This is a genomic window from Streptomyces sp. NPDC001137, assembly GCF_040298885.1.
In the GTDB taxonomy this organism is placed as follows: Bacteria; Actinomycetota; Actinomycetes; order Streptomycetales; family Streptomycetaceae; genus Streptomyces.
In genome coordinates this window covers 134,409-152,772 of sequence record NZ_JBEPBA010000027.1, presented here as the reverse complement: position 1 = coordinate 152,772, position 18,364 = coordinate 134,409, and the positions used below count along the sequence as shown (strand labels likewise).

Genomic DNA, 18,364 nt, shown 5'->3' with positions numbered 1-18,364 from the left:
CACCGCCCACAGCCACCTCGCGACTGGCAAACGCCCGAATCTGAAACGGAAGGCGACTCACGAGGCGAGACCAGAACTCAAGACCGGGACACTAGCCGCCGGGGGCCGCTGCCCGCTAGTCGTCGCCTCTCGACCCCGCCGCCACGATCGCCTTCAGCATCACCGACTGGATCTGCGACGGGTCGCTGACCGACTGGCCCGAGCCGCCCGTCGCCTCGGCTATCTGTTCGGCCTCCTGGCGGTCGGCGTCGGGGCCCACGGCGATCATGATGAGCGGTACGGGGCGGGCGGGGTCGGTGAGCTTCTGGAGTCGGGTGACGAGTTCGGAGCGGGAGATGCTGCCGGGGTCCTGGTTGACGCCGTCGGTCAGGATGACCAGCGCGTTGAACTTTCCCTTCGCGTAGGACGAGGTCGCCGCCTTGTAGGCGGCGAGCGTGGTGTCGTAGAGCCCGGTCGCCCCGTGCGGGACCGGCGCGAGGGCGTTGAAGGCCGCCGAGAGGCGGTCGCGCTGGGTTCCGTTGCCCTTCTGGTCGCCCAGGCGCTCGGTCGGCACCAGGACGCGGTAGTCCTTGGCGCCGTCCAGCTTCGTGGAGAACTCCCACAGGCCGATCTCGTCCTCGGGCGTGAAGGTGGCGAGGGCCTGCAGCAGGGAGCCCTTGGTGACCTCCATGCGGGACTGCCCGGTCCCCGGCACCGGCTGCGCCATGGACGAGGAGGCGTCCACGACCGTGGTGAGCCGGGCGCTCTGCACGGTGATCGTCCAGGTGCCGAGGGTCTCCTGGAGCGCCGCGTCCGAGGCCGGCTGGGGCGTGGGCTCGGTGTACGGCTGGGGGCTGCTGCCGCCCGCCTCGGCGACCACCGCCTCGGGCGCCTCCTCGTCGGAGGTGCGGAAGCCGAACTTCTGCAACAGCCGCAGCTGCGCCGGCTGCCGCAGATAGTTGACGAACCGCAGCGCGGCCCGGCTCTCGTCGGTCGTCAGCTCGTCGACCGTCGCGAACGGATAGTCGAGCCGCGGCGAGCCGTCCTTCGGGTAGAACATGTCCACACTGCCGCCGCTGTCGGCCGAGGAGTTGTACGCGTACGCCGCCTGTTCGGACAGCACCAGCGCCTGGTTCCGCTTCGGGTTGCCCAGCTCGGTGCCCGAGGAGTCGCGGGGCAGGGTGTCCACGACCTGGCCGTCGCTGTCCGAGGTGCGCTGCGACAGCGCCTTCATCATGGCCGCCGCCTGGGTGTCGCCGCCCTTGATCCCGGCGGCGGCCGTGCTGAGCCGGGTGAGCGCGAGCAGCCCGGTGGCGCTGCGCGCGGGATCGGCCGCGCCCAGCCTGAGCGACTTGTCCTGCAGTGCGGCGCCGACCAGGTCGACCCAGCTGTACGTCCGCTTCGGCCAGCCCAGCGCCTTGGCGGCCGTGGGCACCACGGCCACACCGATCGGCGTCGAGGCGACCGCGCCCACCGGAGTCACGTCGATCGGGCCGTTGTCCGCCGTGACCCGGTCGATCCACAGCTGAGAGTCCGGCACCCACAGCTGCGCGTCGGGCTTCTTGCCCGCGGCGAGGGCGTCCGCGACCTTGTAGGAGTCGCGCGCCGTCACCGTGACCGCGAGACAGCGTCCGTCGGAGGTGATGTCGCTGCGCCGGGCCTGCTTGGCCGCGGCCGCGAGGGCAGGGGCGATGTCGGGCGAGGCGGTGAGCTTCAGGCGCACCGGGTCGTCCCGGCAGGAGGAGCCGAACGACAGCAGGCCGCTCTTGACCGCGCCCGCCGTGCCGCCGGCGACGGCGAGGACGAGCACCGTGGCCACCGCCACCGTGCGGCGCCGCGCCCGTGGACGGGGGTCGCTGCCGCCCGCCCCATACTGATCGGGCAAGCTGTGACGTCCCATGACGGTGGTGCCCCTCCCTGTTGAACCTCGTGCCGGACCGCGGCCGTATGGCAGGCAAAAGGGAGATACGCCCCGTACGGCGTCCGTCCCCCCTGACGGCCTGGCGCACGATCCTCGTAAGTTCTTTCGAGACCCTAGCGGGGTGGCGGTGGGGATGAGGCTGGATTACTCAACTGGAGGCAGGTGTGCAGGCAGAGGCGGGGCCGGTGGCCGATTCCTTTCCGCCGGAACGGCCCTCGCGACGGATTCTCCGTGACGAGACGCTGCTCGTTCTGGGGCTTTCGCTCGGTGCGAGTGGTGTGTCCGCCCTGATCAGCTTTGTCGGATCGGTCACGAAACCAGGAGGGCTCAAGGAGCAGGCGGCCACCCTCAACGCCTCGGCCGCGCCGGGCCGCCCCTGGCTGGATTTGGCCTGGCAGCTGTTCGGGATCGCCACGGCCCTGGTGCCCGTCGCCCTGGTCGCGCACCTCCTGCTGCGCGAGGGCCAGAGCCTGCGCACCATCGGCTTCGACCGCACCCGGCCATGGCCCGACCTCGGCCGCGGCGCCGGGATCGCGGCGGTGATCGGCAGCACCGGAATCGCCTTCTACCTGGCCGCACGCGGTTTCGGGGTCAACCTCACCGTGGTGCCGGAGGCGCTGCCCGACGTGTGGTGGAAGTACCCCGTGCTGGTCCTCTCGGCGATGCAGAACGCGATCCTCGAAGAGGTCATCGTCGTCGGATATCTGCTGCGCCGGCTCGGGCAGTTGGGCTGGACACCGGGCACCGCCCTGGTGGCCAGTTCCGTGCTGCGCGGCTCGTACCACCTCTACCAGGGCATCGGCGGGTTCGTCGGCAACATGGTGATGGGCGTGGTGTTCGTGTACCTGTACCGGCGCTGGGGGCGGGTGGGCCCCCTGGTGGTGGCGCATTCCCTGCTCGACATCGGGGCCTTCGTGGGGTACGCGCTGCTGGCCGGGAAGGTGGGCTGGCTGCCGACGGCGTGAGCGCCGGCAGCCCGTCCTTCTAGGCGAGCAGCTCGCCCTCGATGACCGTGATCGCGCGCCCGCCGAGCAGCGTGCGGTCGCCGCGCAGCTGTGTGCGCACTCGGCCCGAGCGGGGCGAGGCCTGCAGGCCGGTGAGGTCGGTGCGGCCGAGCCGCTCGGACCAGAAGGGCGCGAGGGCGGTGTGGGCGCTGCCGGTGACCGGGTCCTCGTCGATGCCGGCGTTCGGGAAGAAGCAGCGGGAGACGAAGTCGTAGCCCCGTGCCGGGTCCTCGGCGCGGGCGGTGGCGATGATGCCGCGCTCGGAGTAGGCGCCGAGCGCCTTGTGGTCCGGGGTGAGGGCGTGGACCGTCTTCTCGTCGGCGAGTTCGAGCAGCAGGTCGCCTACGTTCGGACCGGTGTCGAAGGCGGCGCGCGGCTCCGCGCCCAGCGCTTCGGCGACACCGTCCGGGACCTCGACCGGTGTGAGCGGCGCGGTCGGGAAGTCCAGGGTGATCGAGCCGTCCTCCTGGGGCGTGGCGATGAGAACGCCGCTGCGGGTGGCGAAGCGCACCGTCCCCTCGTGGGCGCCGGTCGTGTGCAGGACATGGGCCGTGGCCAGCGTGGCGTGCCCGCACATGTTCACCTCGGTCGCCGGTGTGAACCAGCGCAGCGCCCAGTCGGCGTCCCCGCCCTCGGACAGCCGGTGCGCGAACGCGGTCTCGGCGTGGTTGACCTCCAGGGCGATCTTCTGGAGCCGGTCGTCGTCGGGGAAGTCGTCGAGAAGCAGGACGCCGGCGGGGTTGCCGGCGAAGGGGCGGTCGGTGAAGGCGTCGACGATTCGGATTCGCATGGCTTCGACGCTAGGACGGGGTGGCGCCTGCCACCAAGGCCAATTCGGGGACGGTGGACCGATTTCCGGGTCAGGTGCCTTAGCGGAGCGGCCCTCGGCTGACACCCTGTCGTTGACCGTCCAGCCCTTGCCCAGGAGGCCGTCATGCCACAGCCGTCCGTGCTCTCCGCCCTGCTCGCCGGGCTGCAGGGGGGATCGATCGAAGTCGTCGACCTCACGTCGCCGCTGTCGTCGACCACTCCGGTGATCCAGCTGCCGCCCCAGTTCGGCCAGACCCAGGTCTTCGAGCTGGAGGAGATCAGCCGGTACGACGACCGGGGACCGGCCTGGTACTGGAACAACTTCCGCAGCGGTGAGCACACCGGCACCCACTTCGACGCACCCGTGCACTGGGTCACCGGGAAGGACCTCGCCGATGTCGCCTCGGTACCGGCGGGCCGGCTGATCGCCCCCGCGGTCGTCCTCGACTTCTCCGAGCACGCCGCGAAGGATCCCGACTTCCTGGTCGAGGTGGACCACATCAAGGCCTGGGAGGCCGACAACGGGCCTTTGCCCGAAGGGGGTTGGCTGCTGCTGCGCACCGGCTGGGACGCCCGCTCGCAGTCGCAGGAGGCGTTCCTCAACGCCGACGAGAACGGCCCGCACACCCCCGGCCTGTCCGCGGAGTGCGCCCGCTGGGTGGCCGAGGAGACCCCGGTGCTCGGCCTCGGCACGGAGACGGTCGGCACGGACGCGGGACGGGCGCACTCCTTCGATCCGGCCTTCCCCTGCCACTCCTACTTCCTGGGCGCCGACAAGTACGGGCTGACCCAGCTGCAGAACCTCGGCTCCCTGCCCCCGACCGGCGCCGTCGTCATCGCCGGACCGCTGCCCATCGTCTCGGGCTCCGGATCCCCCGCGCGCGTACTCGCCCTGGTGGAGCGGTCGTGAAGGTCGCCGAAGCCGTCGGGCGGGCCCTCGTCGCATCGGGGATCGACCAGGTCTTCGGCGTGGTCGGCTCGGGCAACTTCCATCTGACCAACGCCATGGCGGCGGCAGGCGCGCGGTTCGTCGCCGCACGGCACGAGGGCGGCGCGGCGACCATGGCCGACGCGTACGCCCGCACGAGCGGGGCGGTGACCGCACTGAGCGTCCACCAGGGCCCCGGCCTGACCAACGCCCTGACCGGCATCACCGAGGCCGCCAAGAGCCGTACCCCGTTGCTCGTGCTGGCCGCCGAGGCGACCGCGCAGCGCTCCAACTTCCGTATCGACCAAGCCGTGTTGGCGCACTCCGTCGGTGCCGTCACCGCGCGCGTGACGACCGCGCACGACGCCGTCGAACAGGCCCGCGCGGCTCTCCAGCGGGCCCGGCACGAGCGGCGCACGGTCCTGCTGAACCTGCCGCTGGAGGTGCAGTCCCTCGACGTGCCCGACGCTGCCCTCCTGGACGCCCACCCCATGCCCGTACGAGAACCGGTCGAACCGTCCCAGGCGGCTGTCGAGGAGCTGGTGCGGGCCCTGGAAGGGGTTCGGCGACCGGTGTTCGTCGCCGGCCGCGGCGCGCGCACCACCGGCGGCCGCGACGCGCTCCTCGCCCTGGCCGACCGGTACGGTGCTCTGCTGGCGACCTCGGCCGTGGCCCGCGGGCTGTTCCACGCGAGCCCCTTCTCGCTGGACGTCTCCGGCGGCTTCGCCTCGCCCCTCGCGGTCGAACTGATCCGGGGCGCCGACCTGATCGTCGGCTGGGGCTGCGCACTGAACATGTGGACCATGCGGCACGGCAGTCTGATCGGCCCGGACGCCACCGTCGTCCAGGTCGACGACGACCCGGAGGCGCTCGGCGCGCACAGGGAGATCGCCCTGGGCGTCACCGGAGACGTGGAACGCACGGCGCGGCGGGCTCTGGAGGCCGGCGGCGGGAGCCGCACGGGCTACCGCTCGCCCGACGTGGCCGAGGCCCTCGCCGCGCGGGTCAGGTGGCAGGACGTGCCGTACGAGGACGAGGGCACCCGCGAGCGGATCTACCCGCGCACGCTGAGCATCGCGCTCGACGACGTCCTCCCCGCCGAGCGGGTCGTCGGCGTCGACTCCGGCAACTTCATGGGCTACCCGAGCGCGTATCTCTCGGTGCCGGACCACCACGGCTTCTGCTTCACCCAGGCCTTCCAGTCGATCGGCCTCGGCCTCGCGACCACGATCGGCGCGGCTCTCGCCCAGCCGGGACGGCTCCCGGTGGCCGCCCTCGGTGACGGCGGGGCGCTGATGAGCGCCGTGGAACTCGACACCGTGCGCCGGCTCGGCCTGCCGATGGTGGTCGTCGTCTACAACGACGAGGCCTACGGAGCGGAGGTGCACCACTTCGGCCCCGACGGCTTCCCGCTCGACACGGTCACCTTCCCGGAGACGGACATCGCCGCCGTGGCCCGCGGCTACGGCTTCGAGGCGGTCACCGTCCGCACGCCCGCCGACCTCAAGGCGGTGCAGGACTGGGTCGCCGGGCCGCGCTCGGCACCCCTGCTCATCGACGCCAAGGTGACCCGCGAGCACGGCTCCTGGTGGCTGGAGGAGGCGTTCCGCGGCCACTGAGCGCCGCACGGTCCCGCACGGGCCCGGCCCAGAATCCGGTGCCGGGCCCACGAGCGGGGCGTCATCACTCCATCGACTCCAGAATGCGGTCGAGGCTCCGGCGCCCCATTCCGCTCATCGTCGGATTGCTCTCGGCGTAGTACCAGACGAGCCCCATCGCCTGTTCGAACGCCCATGCCTTGCCGCGCTCCCACTCCAGATCGTCACAGGCCAGTCTCCGCCGGAGCACTTCCCGCGGGCCCGGCTGCAACAGGTGCCAGGCGCTGACGAGATCCAGCGCGGGGTCGGCCGGGCCGAAGCCGCCGGTGTCGAGTACGCCGCCGAGCCGGTCTCCCGCGACCAGTACGTTGCCGGGAATCAGGTCTCCATGGCTCATCACGTCCGCACCCGTGCGTGGCAACTCCCGGAAGTGGCTCCACAGCCGGCGCAGCCGGGGCACGTCGAGCAGCCCCTCACTCTCCTCGAAGCACCTGGCCATCCAGTCGTCGTGGTGGGTGAGAGAGCCGCCGCGGTTGTCGCCGCCGAAGAGCCGTCCCTGCGTGTCGGTCTCCCGCAGGACTGCGATGAAAGCCGCGAGGTCCTCGGCGAAAGCGTCCGACCCACTCGGGTCGGCATCGGAGGCGACCGTTCCCGGCAGCCACGTCTGGACCGACCAGGGCATGGGGTAACCCGCTCCGGGGCTTCCGAGGGCGACGGGTCGCGGGACGGGGAACCGGGACACGCGTGCCAGCTCCGCGCTCGCCCGCGCTTCCCGGTCCAGAACCGCCAGCGCCTCGGCGGGATCTGCCGCACGCAGGGGGAAACGCGCGGAGAGGCCGTTCCCGATACGGAAGATGGCGTTGACCGTCCCGGTCGACGACAGCGGCCGGACCGCCTTGCCGCTCCACTGCGGGAACTGTTCTCGGACCAAGGTCGCCACGATGTCGGGGGTTACGTCCACCTGGTCGTCATGCATGGCCATGACAGTCAGTCTTCATGCGCCACGGTCGCAGGATCAACCGAGATTCGCCTCCGCCGGGGTGTTCGGCCGGGCCTTGCCATGCGAACTATTCCGATATATCGTTGACGCATCGCGACAGATCAACGATGGAATGGAGTGATTGCGATGCGTTCCCATGGATTCGAACGTGGACACGGTGGACCCGGCTCTCGCGGGCGGGGTGGTTTCGAGGGCCGGCGCGGCGCCTTCGGCCCCTTCGGGCCGGGTGGGCCCGGCAGCGGTCCGGGCGGCTTCGGCTTCGGCGGACCCGGCTTCGGCCCGGGCCCCTGGGGGCCGCGAGGGCGCGGCGGCCCGAGGGGCAGGGCACGGCGAGGTGACGTACGGGCATCGATCCTGGCCCTGCTGAAGGACCGGCCCATGCACGGTTACGAGATGATCCAGGAGATCGCCGAGCGCAGCGGCGGGGCGTGGAAGCCCAGCCCGGGTTCGGTGTACCCCACCCTCCAGCTGCTGGAGGACGAGGGCCTGATCACCAGCGCGAGCGAGGGCGGCAAGAAGCTCTTCTCGCTCACCGAGTCCGGCCGCAGCGCGGCCGAAGAGGGCCCGGACGCGCCCTGGGAGGAAGCCTCCCGCGGCATCGACTTCGAGGCGCTCGGCGAGATCCGCCAGGCCGGCTTCGGTCTGATGGAGGCCTTCGGTCAGGTCTGGAAGACCGGCAACAAGGAGCAGCGCGAGAAGGCGCTGACGGTCATCAATGAAGCCCGCAAGAAGCTGTACCTGATCCTCGCCGACGAGGACTGACAGTTCTTACGGCGACGAAGGCGCCCCGCGGACCACTGCGCGGGGCGCCTTCCCGTCTGTGGCGGTCAGGACACCAGCCCCGCCAGCTTGCGCAGCGACTCGTTCAGCGCGGCGGTCCCCGAGTCCTTCAGCCTGCCCGCCATCAAAGTGACCGCGGCGCCCGTGAACTCGCCGTCGATACGGACCTTCGTGGCCTCGCCCTCGGGGGTCAGGGTGTAGCGCGTGGCCACGGTGACGGCCATCGGCCCCTTGCCCTTGATGGCGAAGACCCGGGCCGGTTCCAGTTCCGAGATGGTCCACTCGACCTCGGCCGGGAAGCCCATCAGCTTCATGTTCTCCTGGAAGGTCCCGCCCACTTCGAGCGCCGCCGGGCCGCCCTGCGGGAAGCTGGTGTGGGTGGCGTTCCACTCGCCGTACGCGGGCCAGTCCATCAGCTGTGCCCACACCTTCTCGGCCGGCGCCTCGATCCGTGCCTCCGCATTGATTTCGGGCATGCGACCACCTCTTCGTCTCGGGCTGTGGTGTCGCGGAACGTAGCCGCAGGGCCTGGAACATTCAATACTGATGAACCGTCAGAAAATGTGGGAGTTTCCCGGTGCGCCCCCGAACCGTCAGCCGACCCGACGGATCACCGCGGCGTCGAAGAGATCCAAGGCGCGCGGGAAGGCGCTCTCGTCGTGGCAGTGCCAGGCGTCCCAGAACAGGTCGGCGGGCAGAGCGTCCTCCGGGGCGTCCACCCGGTACACGTACTGCTTGCCGTCCACGGCCGGCAGGGACACCAGCCAGCACCCGCACTCCACGGACTTTCTGGACGTGCGACGGGGCGCTGTGGTTGCACACCAGGCGCGCGGCAAGGCGGCGCGCGCCCCTGCGGGCAGAACGGCCAGATCTCATCCGTAAGGAGGAGATTCCGGCGCTTCGAGTCCACTCTCCGTGGGACGCGAAGATGCTTCCCGCCGGGGATGACCCAGGGCGAGGAGGTTGATGGGGTAGGGGTGTGCAACCCCGTATCTCCCGGCAGTCGGTCGGCGAGCAGGCCATCGGCCCTCGCGTGGACAACGATGCCAGGCTCAGTGCCGAACTGGCAACGGTGGTCTCCGGTGCCCGCCGCCGGGCCGTGCGCGACGGGGACCGGCAGATCGACACGGCCCATCTGCTGCATTCGCTCCTGGAGCACGACCCCGAGGTGCGGGCCGTCTTCGACGACGGGCCCGAGATCGCGCGACTGCTCGGCTACCTGGTGCAGCGGAGCATCGGTTACGGCCTGCGTTGGCAGGGCTCCGTCGAGGACTCCGGCGCCGTACCCGTGGTCGCGGAGGCCGAGGGCTTCTCGCCGCTGGCAGCGGGCGCCATGGGGTACGCCTGCGAGTGCGCCGCCGCCCGCGGCGCCGAACCGGCCCGCGGCATCGACCTGCTCGCGGCGATCCTCCTCGACCCGCAGGCGCGGGCCGTCGAGGTCCTCGAACGGGCCGGGCTCGAAACGGGCGCCGTGCTGACACGCATCGAGAACCGGTCGGCGCGGTCCAGGTGGTCCAGCCGCTGAGACAGGTGTCATCGGGGGTGACGCTCATGTCGTCGCCTGTCATCATGGGCCCGTGCATACGTCTGAGAGCAGCCGGGGCGGCCGCGGCAGGAGTGCCGGACTCGGTCTCGCCCTCGGGTCCGCGGTCGCCTTCGGAGGATCCGGGGTGGCGGCGAAACCCCTGATCGAGGCAGGACTCGACCCGCTCCATGTGGTGTGGCTGCGCGTCGCGGGCGCCGCCCTGGTGATGCTGCCGGTCGCCGTGCGCCACCGGGCGCTGCTGCGCCGCCGCCCGGCGCTGCTCGCCGGGTTCGGACTGCTGGCCGTGGCCGGTGTGCAGGCCTGCTACTTCGCCGCGATCTCCCGCATACCCGTCGGGGTCGCGCTGCTCGTCGAGTACCTCGCGCCCGCCCTGGTCCTGGGCTGGGTGCGGTTCGTGCAGCGGCGGCCGGTGACCCGTGCCGCCGCGCTCGGCGTGGTCCTCGCGGCCGGCGGCCTCGCCTGTGTGGTCGAGGTCTGGTCGGGGCTGAGCTTCGACGCCGTCGGTCTGCTGCTCGCACTCGGCGCCGCCTGCTGCCAGGTCGGCTACTTCGTCCTGTCCGACCAGGGCAGCGACGCCGGCGACGACGCACCCGACCCCCTCGGCGTCATCGCCTACGGCCTGCTGATCGGCGCCGTCGTCCTGACCGCCGTGGCGCGCCCTTGGACCATGGACTGGTCCGTGCTGGCGGGCACCGCGCACATGGACGGCACCCCCATCGCCGCCTTCCTCCTGCTGGCCTGGATCGTCCTGATCGCCACCGTCCTCGCGTACGTCACCGGTGTGCTGTCGGTGCGCCGGCTCTCCCCGCAGGTCGCCGGTGTCGTGGCCTGCCTCGAGGCGGTCGTCGCGACGGTCCTGGCCTGGGTGCTGCTGGGCGAGCACCTGTCGGCGCCGCAGATCGTCGGCGGCGCGGTCGTCCTGGTGGGCGCGTTCATCGCCCAGTCCTCGGCACCCGCCAAGGGATCCCCGGACCCGGTGGCGAGCGGCGGCCCGGAAAGGGAGTTGTCGTCCCGCGAAAGCGCCGCCTAGGGTGCTGATCATGCATTCGAACGCACTCGTTCTTCCGCCTCCGGCCGCCTGAGGCGGGCCCTCCGGAGTCAACGCCCGGCCCGGTGCCGGGCGAAACGGTGCTGCCCGCAGAAGAAGTCCACGGCCCGGCCGATGCCGGGTCCCTTCCGAAACTTCTGCGGAGACCTTCGTGTCCTCGAATGCCGCTTTCGGCCTGCCCGTCGGGCGAGGCCTGTTCTATCTGATCGTCGCCGGTGCCGCCTGGGGCACCGCGGGCGCGGCCGCCTCCCTGGTCTACCGGGCCAGTGACATGAGCTTCGTCGCCCTCTCCTTCTGGCGCTGCGCGGCCGGCCTCGTCCTGCTGCTCGCCGCCCGCCTGCTGCGTCCGCGCGGACGGGCCGCCGTACGCGAACCGCTCCGTCGCAGGGCGCTCCGCGCCGGTGTCTCCGGCGTCGGGCTCGCCGTGTTCCAGACCGCCTACTTCGCGGCCGTGTCCGCCACCGGCCTCGCCGTCGCCACCGTCGTCACGCTCGGCACCGGTCCCGTGCTCATCGCGCTCGGTGCCCGGTTGACGATGGGGGAGCGGCTGGGGCGCGGTGGCCTGACAGCCGTCGCCGGGGCCCTGGCGGGGCTGGGAGTGCTCGTCCTCGGCGGCGGCGGAGCGACCGTACGCCTGTCGGGTGTGCTGTTCGCCCTGCTGTCCGCGGCCGGGTACAGCGTGCTGACCTTGTTCACACGCTGGTGGGGCAGGGACGGCGAGGTCGACGCATCCAGTACGTCGGTGGGGGCGTTCGCGGTCACCAGCCTCTGTCTGCTGCCGTTCGCCCTGGCCGAGGGGATCGTCCCGCACACGGCCCATCCGGCCCTGACCGTATGGCTGCTGGCCTACCTCGCCACCATTCCCACAGCCCTTGCCTACGGCCTCTACTTCGCTGGTGCGGCCGCCGTCCGGTCGGCCACGGTGTCCGTGATCATGCTCCTGGAACCGGTCGGCGCGGCGGTCCTGGCGGTCGCGCTGCTCGGCGAACGGCTCACTCCGGCCACCCTCGTGGGCACGCTGCTGATGCTGGGCTCGGTGGCCGGGCTGGCGCTGGCGGAGGCACGCGGCACGGTGGCGGAGGATCCGGTGCCGGTGTGAGGCCGAGGGGCGGGCCGGTAACCGGACCCCGCCCCCTTCCCCGGTCGTCGAGCAGGCGCGTCACCGGGCCCCCGACCACACCCCTCGCCGCCGCAGCTGGTGCTCCCGGGCAGCCGCGTCCCGGAAGCCGCCCCGCGCCGCGAGCTCCGCCACCATCCGGTCCTGGACCTGCTCCGGCTTGTGACTCGCGTACTTGAACTTCGCCCGTACGGCGACCACTTCGAGCCGCAGACCGCGGATGCCGGAGAGAAACCTGCCGTACGGCTCCTCGCCCACCGCCGCCGACGCGGAACCGCCCTCGGGCTGGAAGTGGCCGACCTGGCGGTTGAGCAGGGCGGCCTTCTCGGCCGGATCGTCCACGACATGGGCCGTGCAGCGGAGTTGGACCGCGGTGTAGAAGCTCGTCGGGACACCGTGCTCGGGCGGGGCGTCCGGCGGGGCCTGCCAGGGTCCGGGGACGTACACGTAGTCGTCGACCACGCTCAGCAGGACGTCCGGGTTCGCCTCCAGTGCCGGCCACAGGGGGTTGGGGCGGGCGAGGTGCGTGACGGCCTCGCCGCGCTCGGCGTCGTAGGCGAAGTGCAGCGGCTGCACGTGCGGCGGCTCTCCCGGCAGACCGTTGACGGCGAGTTGCCCGAAGTCGTGCGAGCCCAGCCACTGCTGCCACTCGGCGTCGTCACGAGCCGCGTCCCACGGGTGGATCAGCATCACGGCACCGCCAGGTACTCGGGGAGCGTGATGCCCGGGATCAGGTCGGCGTCCGGCACCGGGGTTTCGTACCCCTTCCGCAGCGGGACGACGCCGGCCCAGTGCGGCAGGGCCAGGTCCTCGGGCTCGTCGTTCACACCGCCCGTGCGGAGCTTGGCGGAGACCTCGTTCAGGTCGAGGCGGATCACCGCGGTGGCGGCCAGCTCCTTCCTGTTCGCGGGCCGGGAGTCGGCCGCCCGGCCCGGTACGACGTGGTCGACCAGGGCGTCCAGCGCGGCCCGCTTCTCCTCGGGGTCGGTCACGTCGTGCGCGATGCCGTGCACCACCACGGACCGGTAGTTGATCGAGTGGTGGAAGGCCGAACGGGCCAGGATCAGCGCGTCCACATGCGTGACGGTCAGGCACACGGCCAGCCCCGGGTCGGCGCGGCCGGTCATCCGCAGTGGACGGGAGCCCGTCGAACCATGCACGTAGAGCCGCTCGCCGACGCGCCCGTAGAGCGTGGGCAGCACCACGGGCGCCCCGTCCCGCACGAAGCCCAGATGGCAGACGTAGCCCTCGTCGAGTATCGCGTGCACCAGCTCCTTGTCGTACGAAGCCCGGTCCGCGGAGCGGGTGGGGACGGTGCGGTCGGTCGGCGTGTAGGCGGCGGGCTGCGACGTCGGCTGCTGCTGGGGCCCCTGCATTGCCATCTCCATTGCACTAGTGCATAATCTGATTTGTGCTAGGAGGATATCGGATCGAAGGGCGACGCGCAGCAGAGATTGCGGCGAGCGTCGAGCGTGCGGTGGGGTCCGGCGAGCTGGAGCCCGGGCAACTGCTGCCTCCCATGCGGGAGTTGGCGGTCGAGCTGGGCGTGAATGCGAACACGGTCGCGTCCGCCTACCGGATCCTGCGGGAGCGCGGGGTCATCGAGACCTCCGGGCGGCGCGGCAGCCGGGTGCGGCCCAAGCCGGCCACCACGGGACGCGACCACGTCCGGATGGATGTGCCCGCGGGCGTCCGGGACGTGGCGAGCGGCAACCCCGACCCGGCGCTGCTGCCCTCGCTGGCCAAGGTGTTCGCGGCGGCGGGCGAGCAGGGTGACCGGGAGCCCGTGCTGTACGGAGACGCCCTCGTGGAGCCGGAGTTGGAGCGGATCGCGCGTGCGGACCTGGACGCCGACGGGGTGCCGGACGGACCGCTGACGGTCGCGTCCGGCTCACTGGACGCCATCGAGCGCGTGCTCGCGGCGCACCTCAAACCGGGGGACACCGTCGCCGTGGAGGACCCCGGCTGGGGCAGCCTGCTCGACCTCGTCCCGGCGCTCGGCCTGCGCACGGCCCCGGTGGGCGTCGACGACGAGGGGCCCCTCCCCGACGACGTACAACGGGCCCTGACGGCCGGCGCCCGCGCCCTGATCGTCACGGACCGCGCCCAGAACCCGACCGGCGCCGCCGTGACCGCCACGCGCGCGCGTGCCCTGCGCGCCGTGCTCCGCGACCACCCGGAGATCCTCCTCGTCGAGGACGACCACGGCCATGGCATCGTCGACCTCCCGCTGCACCCCCTGGCCGGCATCACCCGGCACTGGGCCTTCGTGCGCTCGGTCGCCAAGGCGTACGGCCCCGACCTGCGCCTCGCCGTCCTCACAGGCGACACGACCACGGAGGACCGGGTGAGCGGCCGGCACCGCCTCGGCCCCGGCTGGGTCAGCCGCCTCATCCAGCGGGCGGTGGTACGGCTGTGGTCCGACGAGGTGCTGGACACACGCGAGGTCGCGGAGACCTACCGCACCCGCCGCGACCTCCTGATCGACGCCCTCGCGCAGCGCGGCGTCGAGGCCCACGGCCGCACCGGCCTGAACGTCTGGATCCCCGTCCCCGACGAAACGACCGCGGTGGCCGCCCTCCTCCACGCCGGCTGGGCAGTCGCCCCGGGCGCCCGCTTCCGCATGAGCGCCCCACCGGGCATCCGCGTCACGGTGGCGACCCTGGCGCCCGAGGAGGTCAGCCTCCTGGCGGACGCGATCTCCAGGGCTCTGGGCCCTTCACCGACCCGAAGCTATGTGTGAGGGGGAGGAGGGCAACCCCCTCAGGGGCGCGAGGTTGTATCAAATTGCGGCTCCGCCGCGTGGGCGCGCCCGGCCGCCGACAACCTGCACACGCCGGCCCTCCTCAACTCCCACCCCCTTGGGCGCACTTGAACGAGCCCGCACTTGCGTAAGCGCAGCCCCCGCCAGAACAATCACCGCCCCCACCGGGGTGGACCACCGCAGCGACTCCCCAAGAACGGCAACGCCCGCAGCCGTAGCGATCACCGGAATGAAGTACGTCACCATCTGGGCCGTGGTGGGCCCGACTTCGGCGACCAGTCCGTACTGGATGAGAATCGCAAGCCCCGTCCCCAGCACCCCCAGCGCGGCGACGGCAAGCAGCGGCACCACGGGAAACCGCGCCGGGACCGAGGTGAACAGCGGTGTCACCACGCCGAGTTGAACCGCGGCCAGCAGCAACTGGGCCCCCGTCATGGACAGATGGGAGTGCCCGGTCCCGGCCAGCGTACGGCGGACGTAGATCCAGCCGACGGGGTAGCTGAGGGAGGCCAGGAGTGCCATCGCCGTGCCGGTGGCGTCCAGCCCGTGGAAGCCCTGCCAGGCGCCGAGGACCGTCAGTACGCCCAGGAAGCCGAGGCCGAGCCCCGCCACGCGCACACGGGTCGGCCGGTCCTCGGACAGCGCGACCAGGGAGAGCGCCATGCCCCACAGAGGTGAGGTGGCGTTGCAGATGCCGGCCAGGGTGGACGGGATGGTCAGCTCCGAGTAGGCGAACAAGGAGAACGGCAGCGCGTTGAGCAGGAACGCGGCCACCGTCAGATGCCCCCAGGTGCGCGCCCCGCGGGGCAGGCGCTCCCGCTTCACCGCCATGGCCGCCGCGAGCACCGCCGTACCGAACACCAACCGTCCGAGCGTGACCTGGAAGGGGGCGTACCCCTCGGTGCCCACCTTGATGAGCAGAAAGCTGAATCCCCAGATCAGCGAGAGGGCGCCGAAGCGGAGACGCCAGTCGAGGGCGGGGCGGGTGCGGGGTGCGGTGATGCTCATGGGCGCAACGATGATGCACCACACCTCGTAGCACAATCGAGAATTTGCAGGGGGTACCTCGTAGGATTGCTTATATGTTGAATCTGGAGCGTCTGCGCACCCTCGACGCCCTCGCCCGGCACGGCTCCGTCAGTGGTGCCGCAGAGGGGCTGCATGTCACGACGTCGGCCGTCTCCCAGCAGCTGGCCAAGCTGGAGCGGGAGGTCGGCCAGCAGCTGCTGGCCAAGAACGGGCGGGGCGTGCGGCTCACGGACGCGGGCAGGCTGCTCGCCGAGCATGCGGCCCGCATCCTGTCGCAGGTCGAGCTCGCCCAGTCCGACCTGGAGGCGCACCGCGGGGAGGTGGTGGGGGAGCTGCGGCTGGCGGCGTTCCCGACCGCTGCACGGGGTCTGTTCCCGGCCGCGCTGTCCCAGCTGCGCAAGGCGCATCCCGGGCTGCGCGTCACCTCGCGGGAGACGGAGCCAGAGCCCGCCGTCCTCGCCGTGATGCGCGGCGACTTCGACCTCGCCGTCGTCCTGGACTGGTACAACAGGCCGCTGCCCATGCCCGACGGGCTGGTCAAGGCCGTCATCCTCGACGACACCGCGGACATCGCGATGCCCGTCGACCACCGTTACGCGGAGCGCACCGAGGTGGACCTGGAGGACTTCGCCGACGACGAGTGGATCACCTGGGGCGAGAACGAGTTCTGCCACGAGTGGCTGATCCACACCCTGCGCTCCAAGGGCATCGAGCCGCGCGTCGCCCACCGCGCCGAAGAACACCCCACTCAACTCGCCCTGGTCGGTGCGGGGCTGGGGGTCTGTGTGGCACCGAGACTGGGGCGCGGACCGCTCCCGGAGGGCGTGCGGGCCGTGCCCGTGCGCCAGTCGGTGCGGCGCCAGATCTACGCCGTCTGGCGCGCGGACGCCGACCGCCGCCCGTCGATCCGGGCGGCGGTCGAGGCGCTTCAGGACGCGGGGCGCGAGGTCGGTTAGGCCGGGCCCAGCTTGCGGAAGTCCCAGGAGACGATCTTCTCCGGGGTCAGCCGCACCCAGGCGTGCCGGCCGTCGTGCGGCATCTCCTCCAGGTTGAAGTTCTTGCGGGCGAACAGGGTCTCCGGGACGTCGAGTTCGGCGCACAGTTCCCCGGTGCGGGGGAACTCGCCCACGAACTCCACGGATCCGGACAGCTCGACACCGCGCAGCTCGTCGTACTCCTCGCCCGTGTCGACGACGATCGCGACCCGCGGATCGCGCCGCAGGTCGGTCCAGCGCTTGCTGCGCACGACGGAGTACAGCCACATCGAGGTGCCGTCCCAGGCGAACCACAATGTGCTGACGTGCGGTGCTCCACCCGCGGACACGGTGGCGACCCGGCAGGTGCGCTGGGTGACGAGGAACTCGTCCAGCTCACCGGGCGTCATCATGATCTTCCGGCCCCGACGCTGAGTGACGGTCATGCGGCCCCCTCTTCTCTCACGTCGTGTCAGAGGAACTCCAGTGATCCTCTGACATCACGTCAGAAAAGGACGGTCCGAAAAGGATGGAACGTCTTCCGCCCGTGCGCAATGGCCGTTACGCTCGCCCGCTCCGGACGCCGCCGACGAGGGGGGAACCGTGCCGTCGTACGAACAGCTCAGCGAACTCCTCGACCCGGCGACCACCGTGCTGCTGACCGTCGAGTGCCAGCAGGGGGTCGTCGGCCCGGACGGCGCGCTTCCCGAACTCGCCCGCGAGGCCCGCTCCTCGGGAGCCCTCGCCAACGTCGCCCGGCTGGTGGCAGCCGCGCACGAGAGCGGGATCCAGGTCGTCCACGCCGTCGCCGAGCGCCGCCCCGACGGCCGTGGCGCGAGCCGCAACGCCCGCCTCTTCCGCGCCGCCGAACGCCTGCCCGTGCAGCAGCTGGCCGGCACGTCGGCGGTGCGCGTCGCCGCCCCGATCGAGGTCACCGAGGCGGACCTCGTCGTACGACGGCTGCACGGACTGTCCCCGGTCCAGGGCACCGACGTCGACGCGCTGCTGCGCAACCTGGGCTGCCGCACCCTGGTCGTGACCGGGGTCTCGGCCAACGTGGCGATCCCCAACGCCGTCTTCGACGCCGTGAACCGCGGCTACACCGCCGTCGTGCCGTCCGACGCCATCGCGGGAGTGCCCTCCGAGTACACCCCCGCGATGATCCGCCACACCCTCGCACTGGTCGCCACGGTCGCGACCACGGACGAGGTGCTGCGCTGCTTCGAACGGGCCCGGGGCGGGCGGATCAGGCCAGCGTGATCGAGTCCCCGGTGACGGTGATCTTCTCGGTGGGCAGGGGCTGCGTCGCGGGACCCTTCTTCACACTGCCGTCGGTCACGGAGAACTCGCTCTTGTGGCACGGACAGATGATCACGCCATTGGAGATCTCGGACACCGCGCAGCCCTGGTGCGTGCACTTCGACGAGAACGCCTTGTAGGTGCCCGCCGTCGGCTGGGTGACCACCACGCCCTGGTCCTTGAAGATCTTGCCGCCACCCGCCGGGATGTCAGCCGTCTTGGCCAGCGGGGTGCCGCCGCCGGAGCCGGACGAGGCGCTGCTGCTCGCGCCGGAGTCGCCGCCGCTCGCCTGGTCGCCCGCCCGGGTGTCGGAGGACGAGGAGTCCGAGGACCCGTTGTCCGATCCGCACGCGGTCAGCGCGACGGCGAGCCCCGTCGCGCCCACCGCCGCCACGACGGTACGGCGGCCGGGTGCCGGAACGGGATGGAGCGGTTCGCTGGTCATGCTGACGTTCCCTTCCATGCAGGCTTCGAAGATCTGTCCAGGGGTACGGTCGCCGAGCAAGGGTTGTTCAGACGACGTCGAGAGCTTGACGGGCTCGGGATCAGGGGGCGGTAAGCCAGAGC

Annotated in this window: 20 protein-coding genes; 10 read left to right on the top strand and 10 right to left on the bottom strand. The window is 71.7% G+C overall.

The genetic code is table 11. The features are described from left to right. Positions 1-115: 115 nt before the first annotated feature. Positions 116-1,879: a substrate-binding and VWA domain-containing protein gene (locus ABT254_RS38630; RefSeq protein ID WP_351481174.1), complete on the bottom strand. Its 1,764-nt coding sequence runs from the start codon at positions 1,877-1,879 to the stop codon at positions 116-118. Positions 1,880-2,064: 185 nt separating this feature from the next. Here ABT254_RS38630 and ABT254_RS38625 point away from each other — a divergent pair, with 185 nt between their 5' ends. After that, positions 2,065-2,865, top strand: a complete 801-nt coding sequence (locus ABT254_RS38625) for a CPBP family intramembrane glutamic endopeptidase (RefSeq protein ID WP_351481171.1) — start codon at positions 2,065-2,067, stop codon at positions 2,863-2,865. A 19-nt stretch (positions 2,866-2,884) separates the two neighbouring features. On the opposite strand, the gene ABT254_RS38620 is transcribed toward ABT254_RS38625, so the two are convergent. Then, positions 2,885-3,694, bottom strand: coding sequence for a PhzF family phenazine biosynthesis protein (locus tag ABT254_RS38620; RefSeq protein WP_351481168.1), 810 nt, complete (start codon positions 3,692-3,694; stop codon positions 2,885-2,887). 144 nt (positions 3,695-3,838) lie between these two features. Here ABT254_RS38620 and ABT254_RS38615 point away from each other — a divergent pair, with 144 nt between their 5' ends. Both ABT254_RS38615 and ABT254_RS38610 read left to right on the top strand, forming a co-directional pair. After that, positions 3,839-4,624 carry a cyclase family protein gene (locus tag ABT254_RS38615; protein WP_351481166.1) on the top strand — a complete coding sequence of 262 codons (786 nt, stop codon included), beginning with the start codon at positions 3,839-3,841 and terminating at the stop codon, positions 4,622-4,624. After that, positions 4,621-6,261, top strand: coding sequence for a thiamine pyrophosphate-binding protein (locus tag ABT254_RS38610; protein ID WP_351481163.1), 1,641 nt, complete (start codon positions 4,621-4,623; stop codon positions 6,259-6,261). Before ABT254_RS38615 ends, ABT254_RS38610 begins: the two co-directional genes overlap by 4 nt. A 64-nt stretch (positions 6,262-6,325) precedes the next feature. Here the strand turns inward: ABT254_RS38610 and ABT254_RS38605 are convergent, their stop codons facing one another. Beyond that, complete coding sequence (locus tag ABT254_RS38605) at positions 6,326-7,222, bottom strand: aminoglycoside phosphotransferase family protein (RefSeq protein ID WP_351481160.1); 897 nt, start codon at positions 7,220-7,222, stop codon at positions 6,326-6,328. Between the two features lie 144 nt (positions 7,223-7,366). Between ABT254_RS38605 and ABT254_RS38600 the strand changes: the two genes are divergently transcribed. Continuing rightward, positions 7,367-8,002: a PadR family transcriptional regulator gene (locus ABT254_RS38600; protein WP_351481157.1), complete on the top strand. Its 636-nt coding sequence runs from the start codon at positions 7,367-7,369 to the stop codon at positions 8,000-8,002. Positions 8,003-8,067: 65 nt separating this feature from the next. Here the strand turns inward: ABT254_RS38600 and ABT254_RS38595 are convergent, their stop codons facing one another. Further along, complete coding sequence (locus ABT254_RS38595; protein ID WP_351481155.1) at positions 8,068-8,496, bottom strand: type II toxin-antitoxin system Rv0910 family toxin; 429 nt, start codon at positions 8,494-8,496, stop codon at positions 8,068-8,070. A gap of 117 nt (positions 8,497-8,613) precedes the next feature. Then, positions 8,614-8,781 (bottom strand): hypothetical protein, encoded by a 168-nt coding sequence (locus tag ABT254_RS38590; RefSeq protein ID WP_351481152.1) that lies wholly within the window; start codon positions 8,779-8,781, stop codon positions 8,614-8,616. Between the two features lie 218 nt (positions 8,782-8,999). On the opposite strand from ABT254_RS38590, the gene ABT254_RS38585 reads away from it, so the two are divergent. From ABT254_RS38585 to ABT254_RS38575, 3 genes are all read left to right on the top strand, one after another. Continuing rightward, complete coding sequence (locus tag ABT254_RS38585; RefSeq protein WP_351481149.1) at positions 9,000-9,545, top strand: Clp protease N-terminal domain-containing protein; 546 nt, start codon at positions 9,000-9,002, stop codon at positions 9,543-9,545. 52 nt (positions 9,546-9,597) lie between these two features. Next, positions 9,598-10,596, top strand: coding sequence for an EamA family transporter (locus ABT254_RS38580; RefSeq protein ID WP_351481146.1), 999 nt, complete (start codon positions 9,598-9,600; stop codon positions 10,594-10,596). A 169-nt stretch (positions 10,597-10,765) separates the two neighbouring features. After that, positions 10,766-11,713, top strand: a complete 948-nt coding sequence (locus ABT254_RS38575; RefSeq protein WP_351481143.1) for a DMT family transporter — start codon at positions 10,766-10,768, stop codon at positions 11,711-11,713. A 60-nt stretch (positions 11,714-11,773) separates the two neighbouring features. On the opposite strand, the gene ABT254_RS38570 is transcribed toward ABT254_RS38575, so the two are convergent. After that, the gene (locus tag ABT254_RS38570) at positions 11,774-12,421 is read right to left on the bottom strand and encodes an FMN-binding negative transcriptional regulator (RefSeq protein WP_351481140.1); all 648 of its coding nucleotides are present in this window, start codon (positions 12,419-12,421) and stop codon (positions 11,774-11,776) included. Further along, positions 12,421-13,107 carry a pyridoxamine 5'-phosphate oxidase family protein gene (locus ABT254_RS38565; protein WP_351481138.1) on the bottom strand — a complete coding sequence of 229 codons (687 nt, stop codon included), beginning with the start codon at positions 13,105-13,107 and terminating at the stop codon, positions 12,421-12,423. The genes ABT254_RS38570 and ABT254_RS38565 overlap by 1 nt, the downstream gene beginning before the upstream one ends. A gap of 35 nt (positions 13,108-13,142) precedes the next feature. Here ABT254_RS38565 and ABT254_RS38560 point away from each other — a divergent pair, with 35 nt between their 5' ends. Continuing rightward, positions 13,143-14,474 carry an aminotransferase class I/II-fold pyridoxal phosphate-dependent enzyme gene (locus ABT254_RS38560; protein ID WP_351481135.1) on the top strand — a complete coding sequence of 444 codons (1,332 nt, stop codon included), beginning with the start codon at positions 13,143-13,145 and terminating at the stop codon, positions 14,472-14,474. Positions 14,475-14,513: 39 nt separating this feature from the next. Here the strand turns inward: ABT254_RS38560 and ABT254_RS38555 are convergent, their stop codons facing one another. After that, positions 14,514-15,503 (bottom strand): DMT family transporter, encoded by a 990-nt coding sequence (locus ABT254_RS38555; protein ID WP_351481132.1) that lies wholly within the window; start codon positions 15,501-15,503, stop codon positions 14,514-14,516. Positions 15,504-15,577: 74 nt separating this feature from the next. Here ABT254_RS38555 and ABT254_RS38550 point away from each other — a divergent pair, with 74 nt between their 5' ends. After that, positions 15,578-16,480, top strand: coding sequence for a LysR family transcriptional regulator (locus tag ABT254_RS38550; protein WP_351481129.1), 903 nt, complete (start codon positions 15,578-15,580; stop codon positions 16,478-16,480). On the opposite strand, the gene ABT254_RS38545 is transcribed toward ABT254_RS38550, so the two are convergent. Next, positions 16,477-16,944, bottom strand: a complete 468-nt coding sequence (locus ABT254_RS38545; protein WP_030948271.1) for a pyridoxamine 5'-phosphate oxidase family protein — start codon at positions 16,942-16,944, stop codon at positions 16,477-16,479. The genes ABT254_RS38550 and ABT254_RS38545 overlap by 4 nt on opposite strands. Positions 16,945-17,101: 157 nt before the next feature. On the opposite strand from ABT254_RS38545, the gene ABT254_RS38540 reads away from it, so the two are divergent. Next, on the top strand, positions 17,102-17,758 hold the full coding sequence (locus ABT254_RS38540) for a cysteine hydrolase family protein (RefSeq protein ID WP_351481126.1): 657 nt from the start codon (positions 17,102-17,104) through the stop codon (positions 17,756-17,758). Here ABT254_RS38540 and ABT254_RS38535 read toward each other — a convergent pair. Further along, positions 17,745-18,242 carry a Rieske (2Fe-2S) protein gene (locus ABT254_RS38535; RefSeq protein ID WP_351481123.1) on the bottom strand — a complete coding sequence of 166 codons (498 nt, stop codon included), beginning with the start codon at positions 18,240-18,242 and terminating at the stop codon, positions 17,745-17,747. The two genes, ABT254_RS38540 and ABT254_RS38535, sit on opposite strands and share 14 nt — an antisense overlap. Positions 18,243-18,364 lie beyond the last annotated feature (122 nt).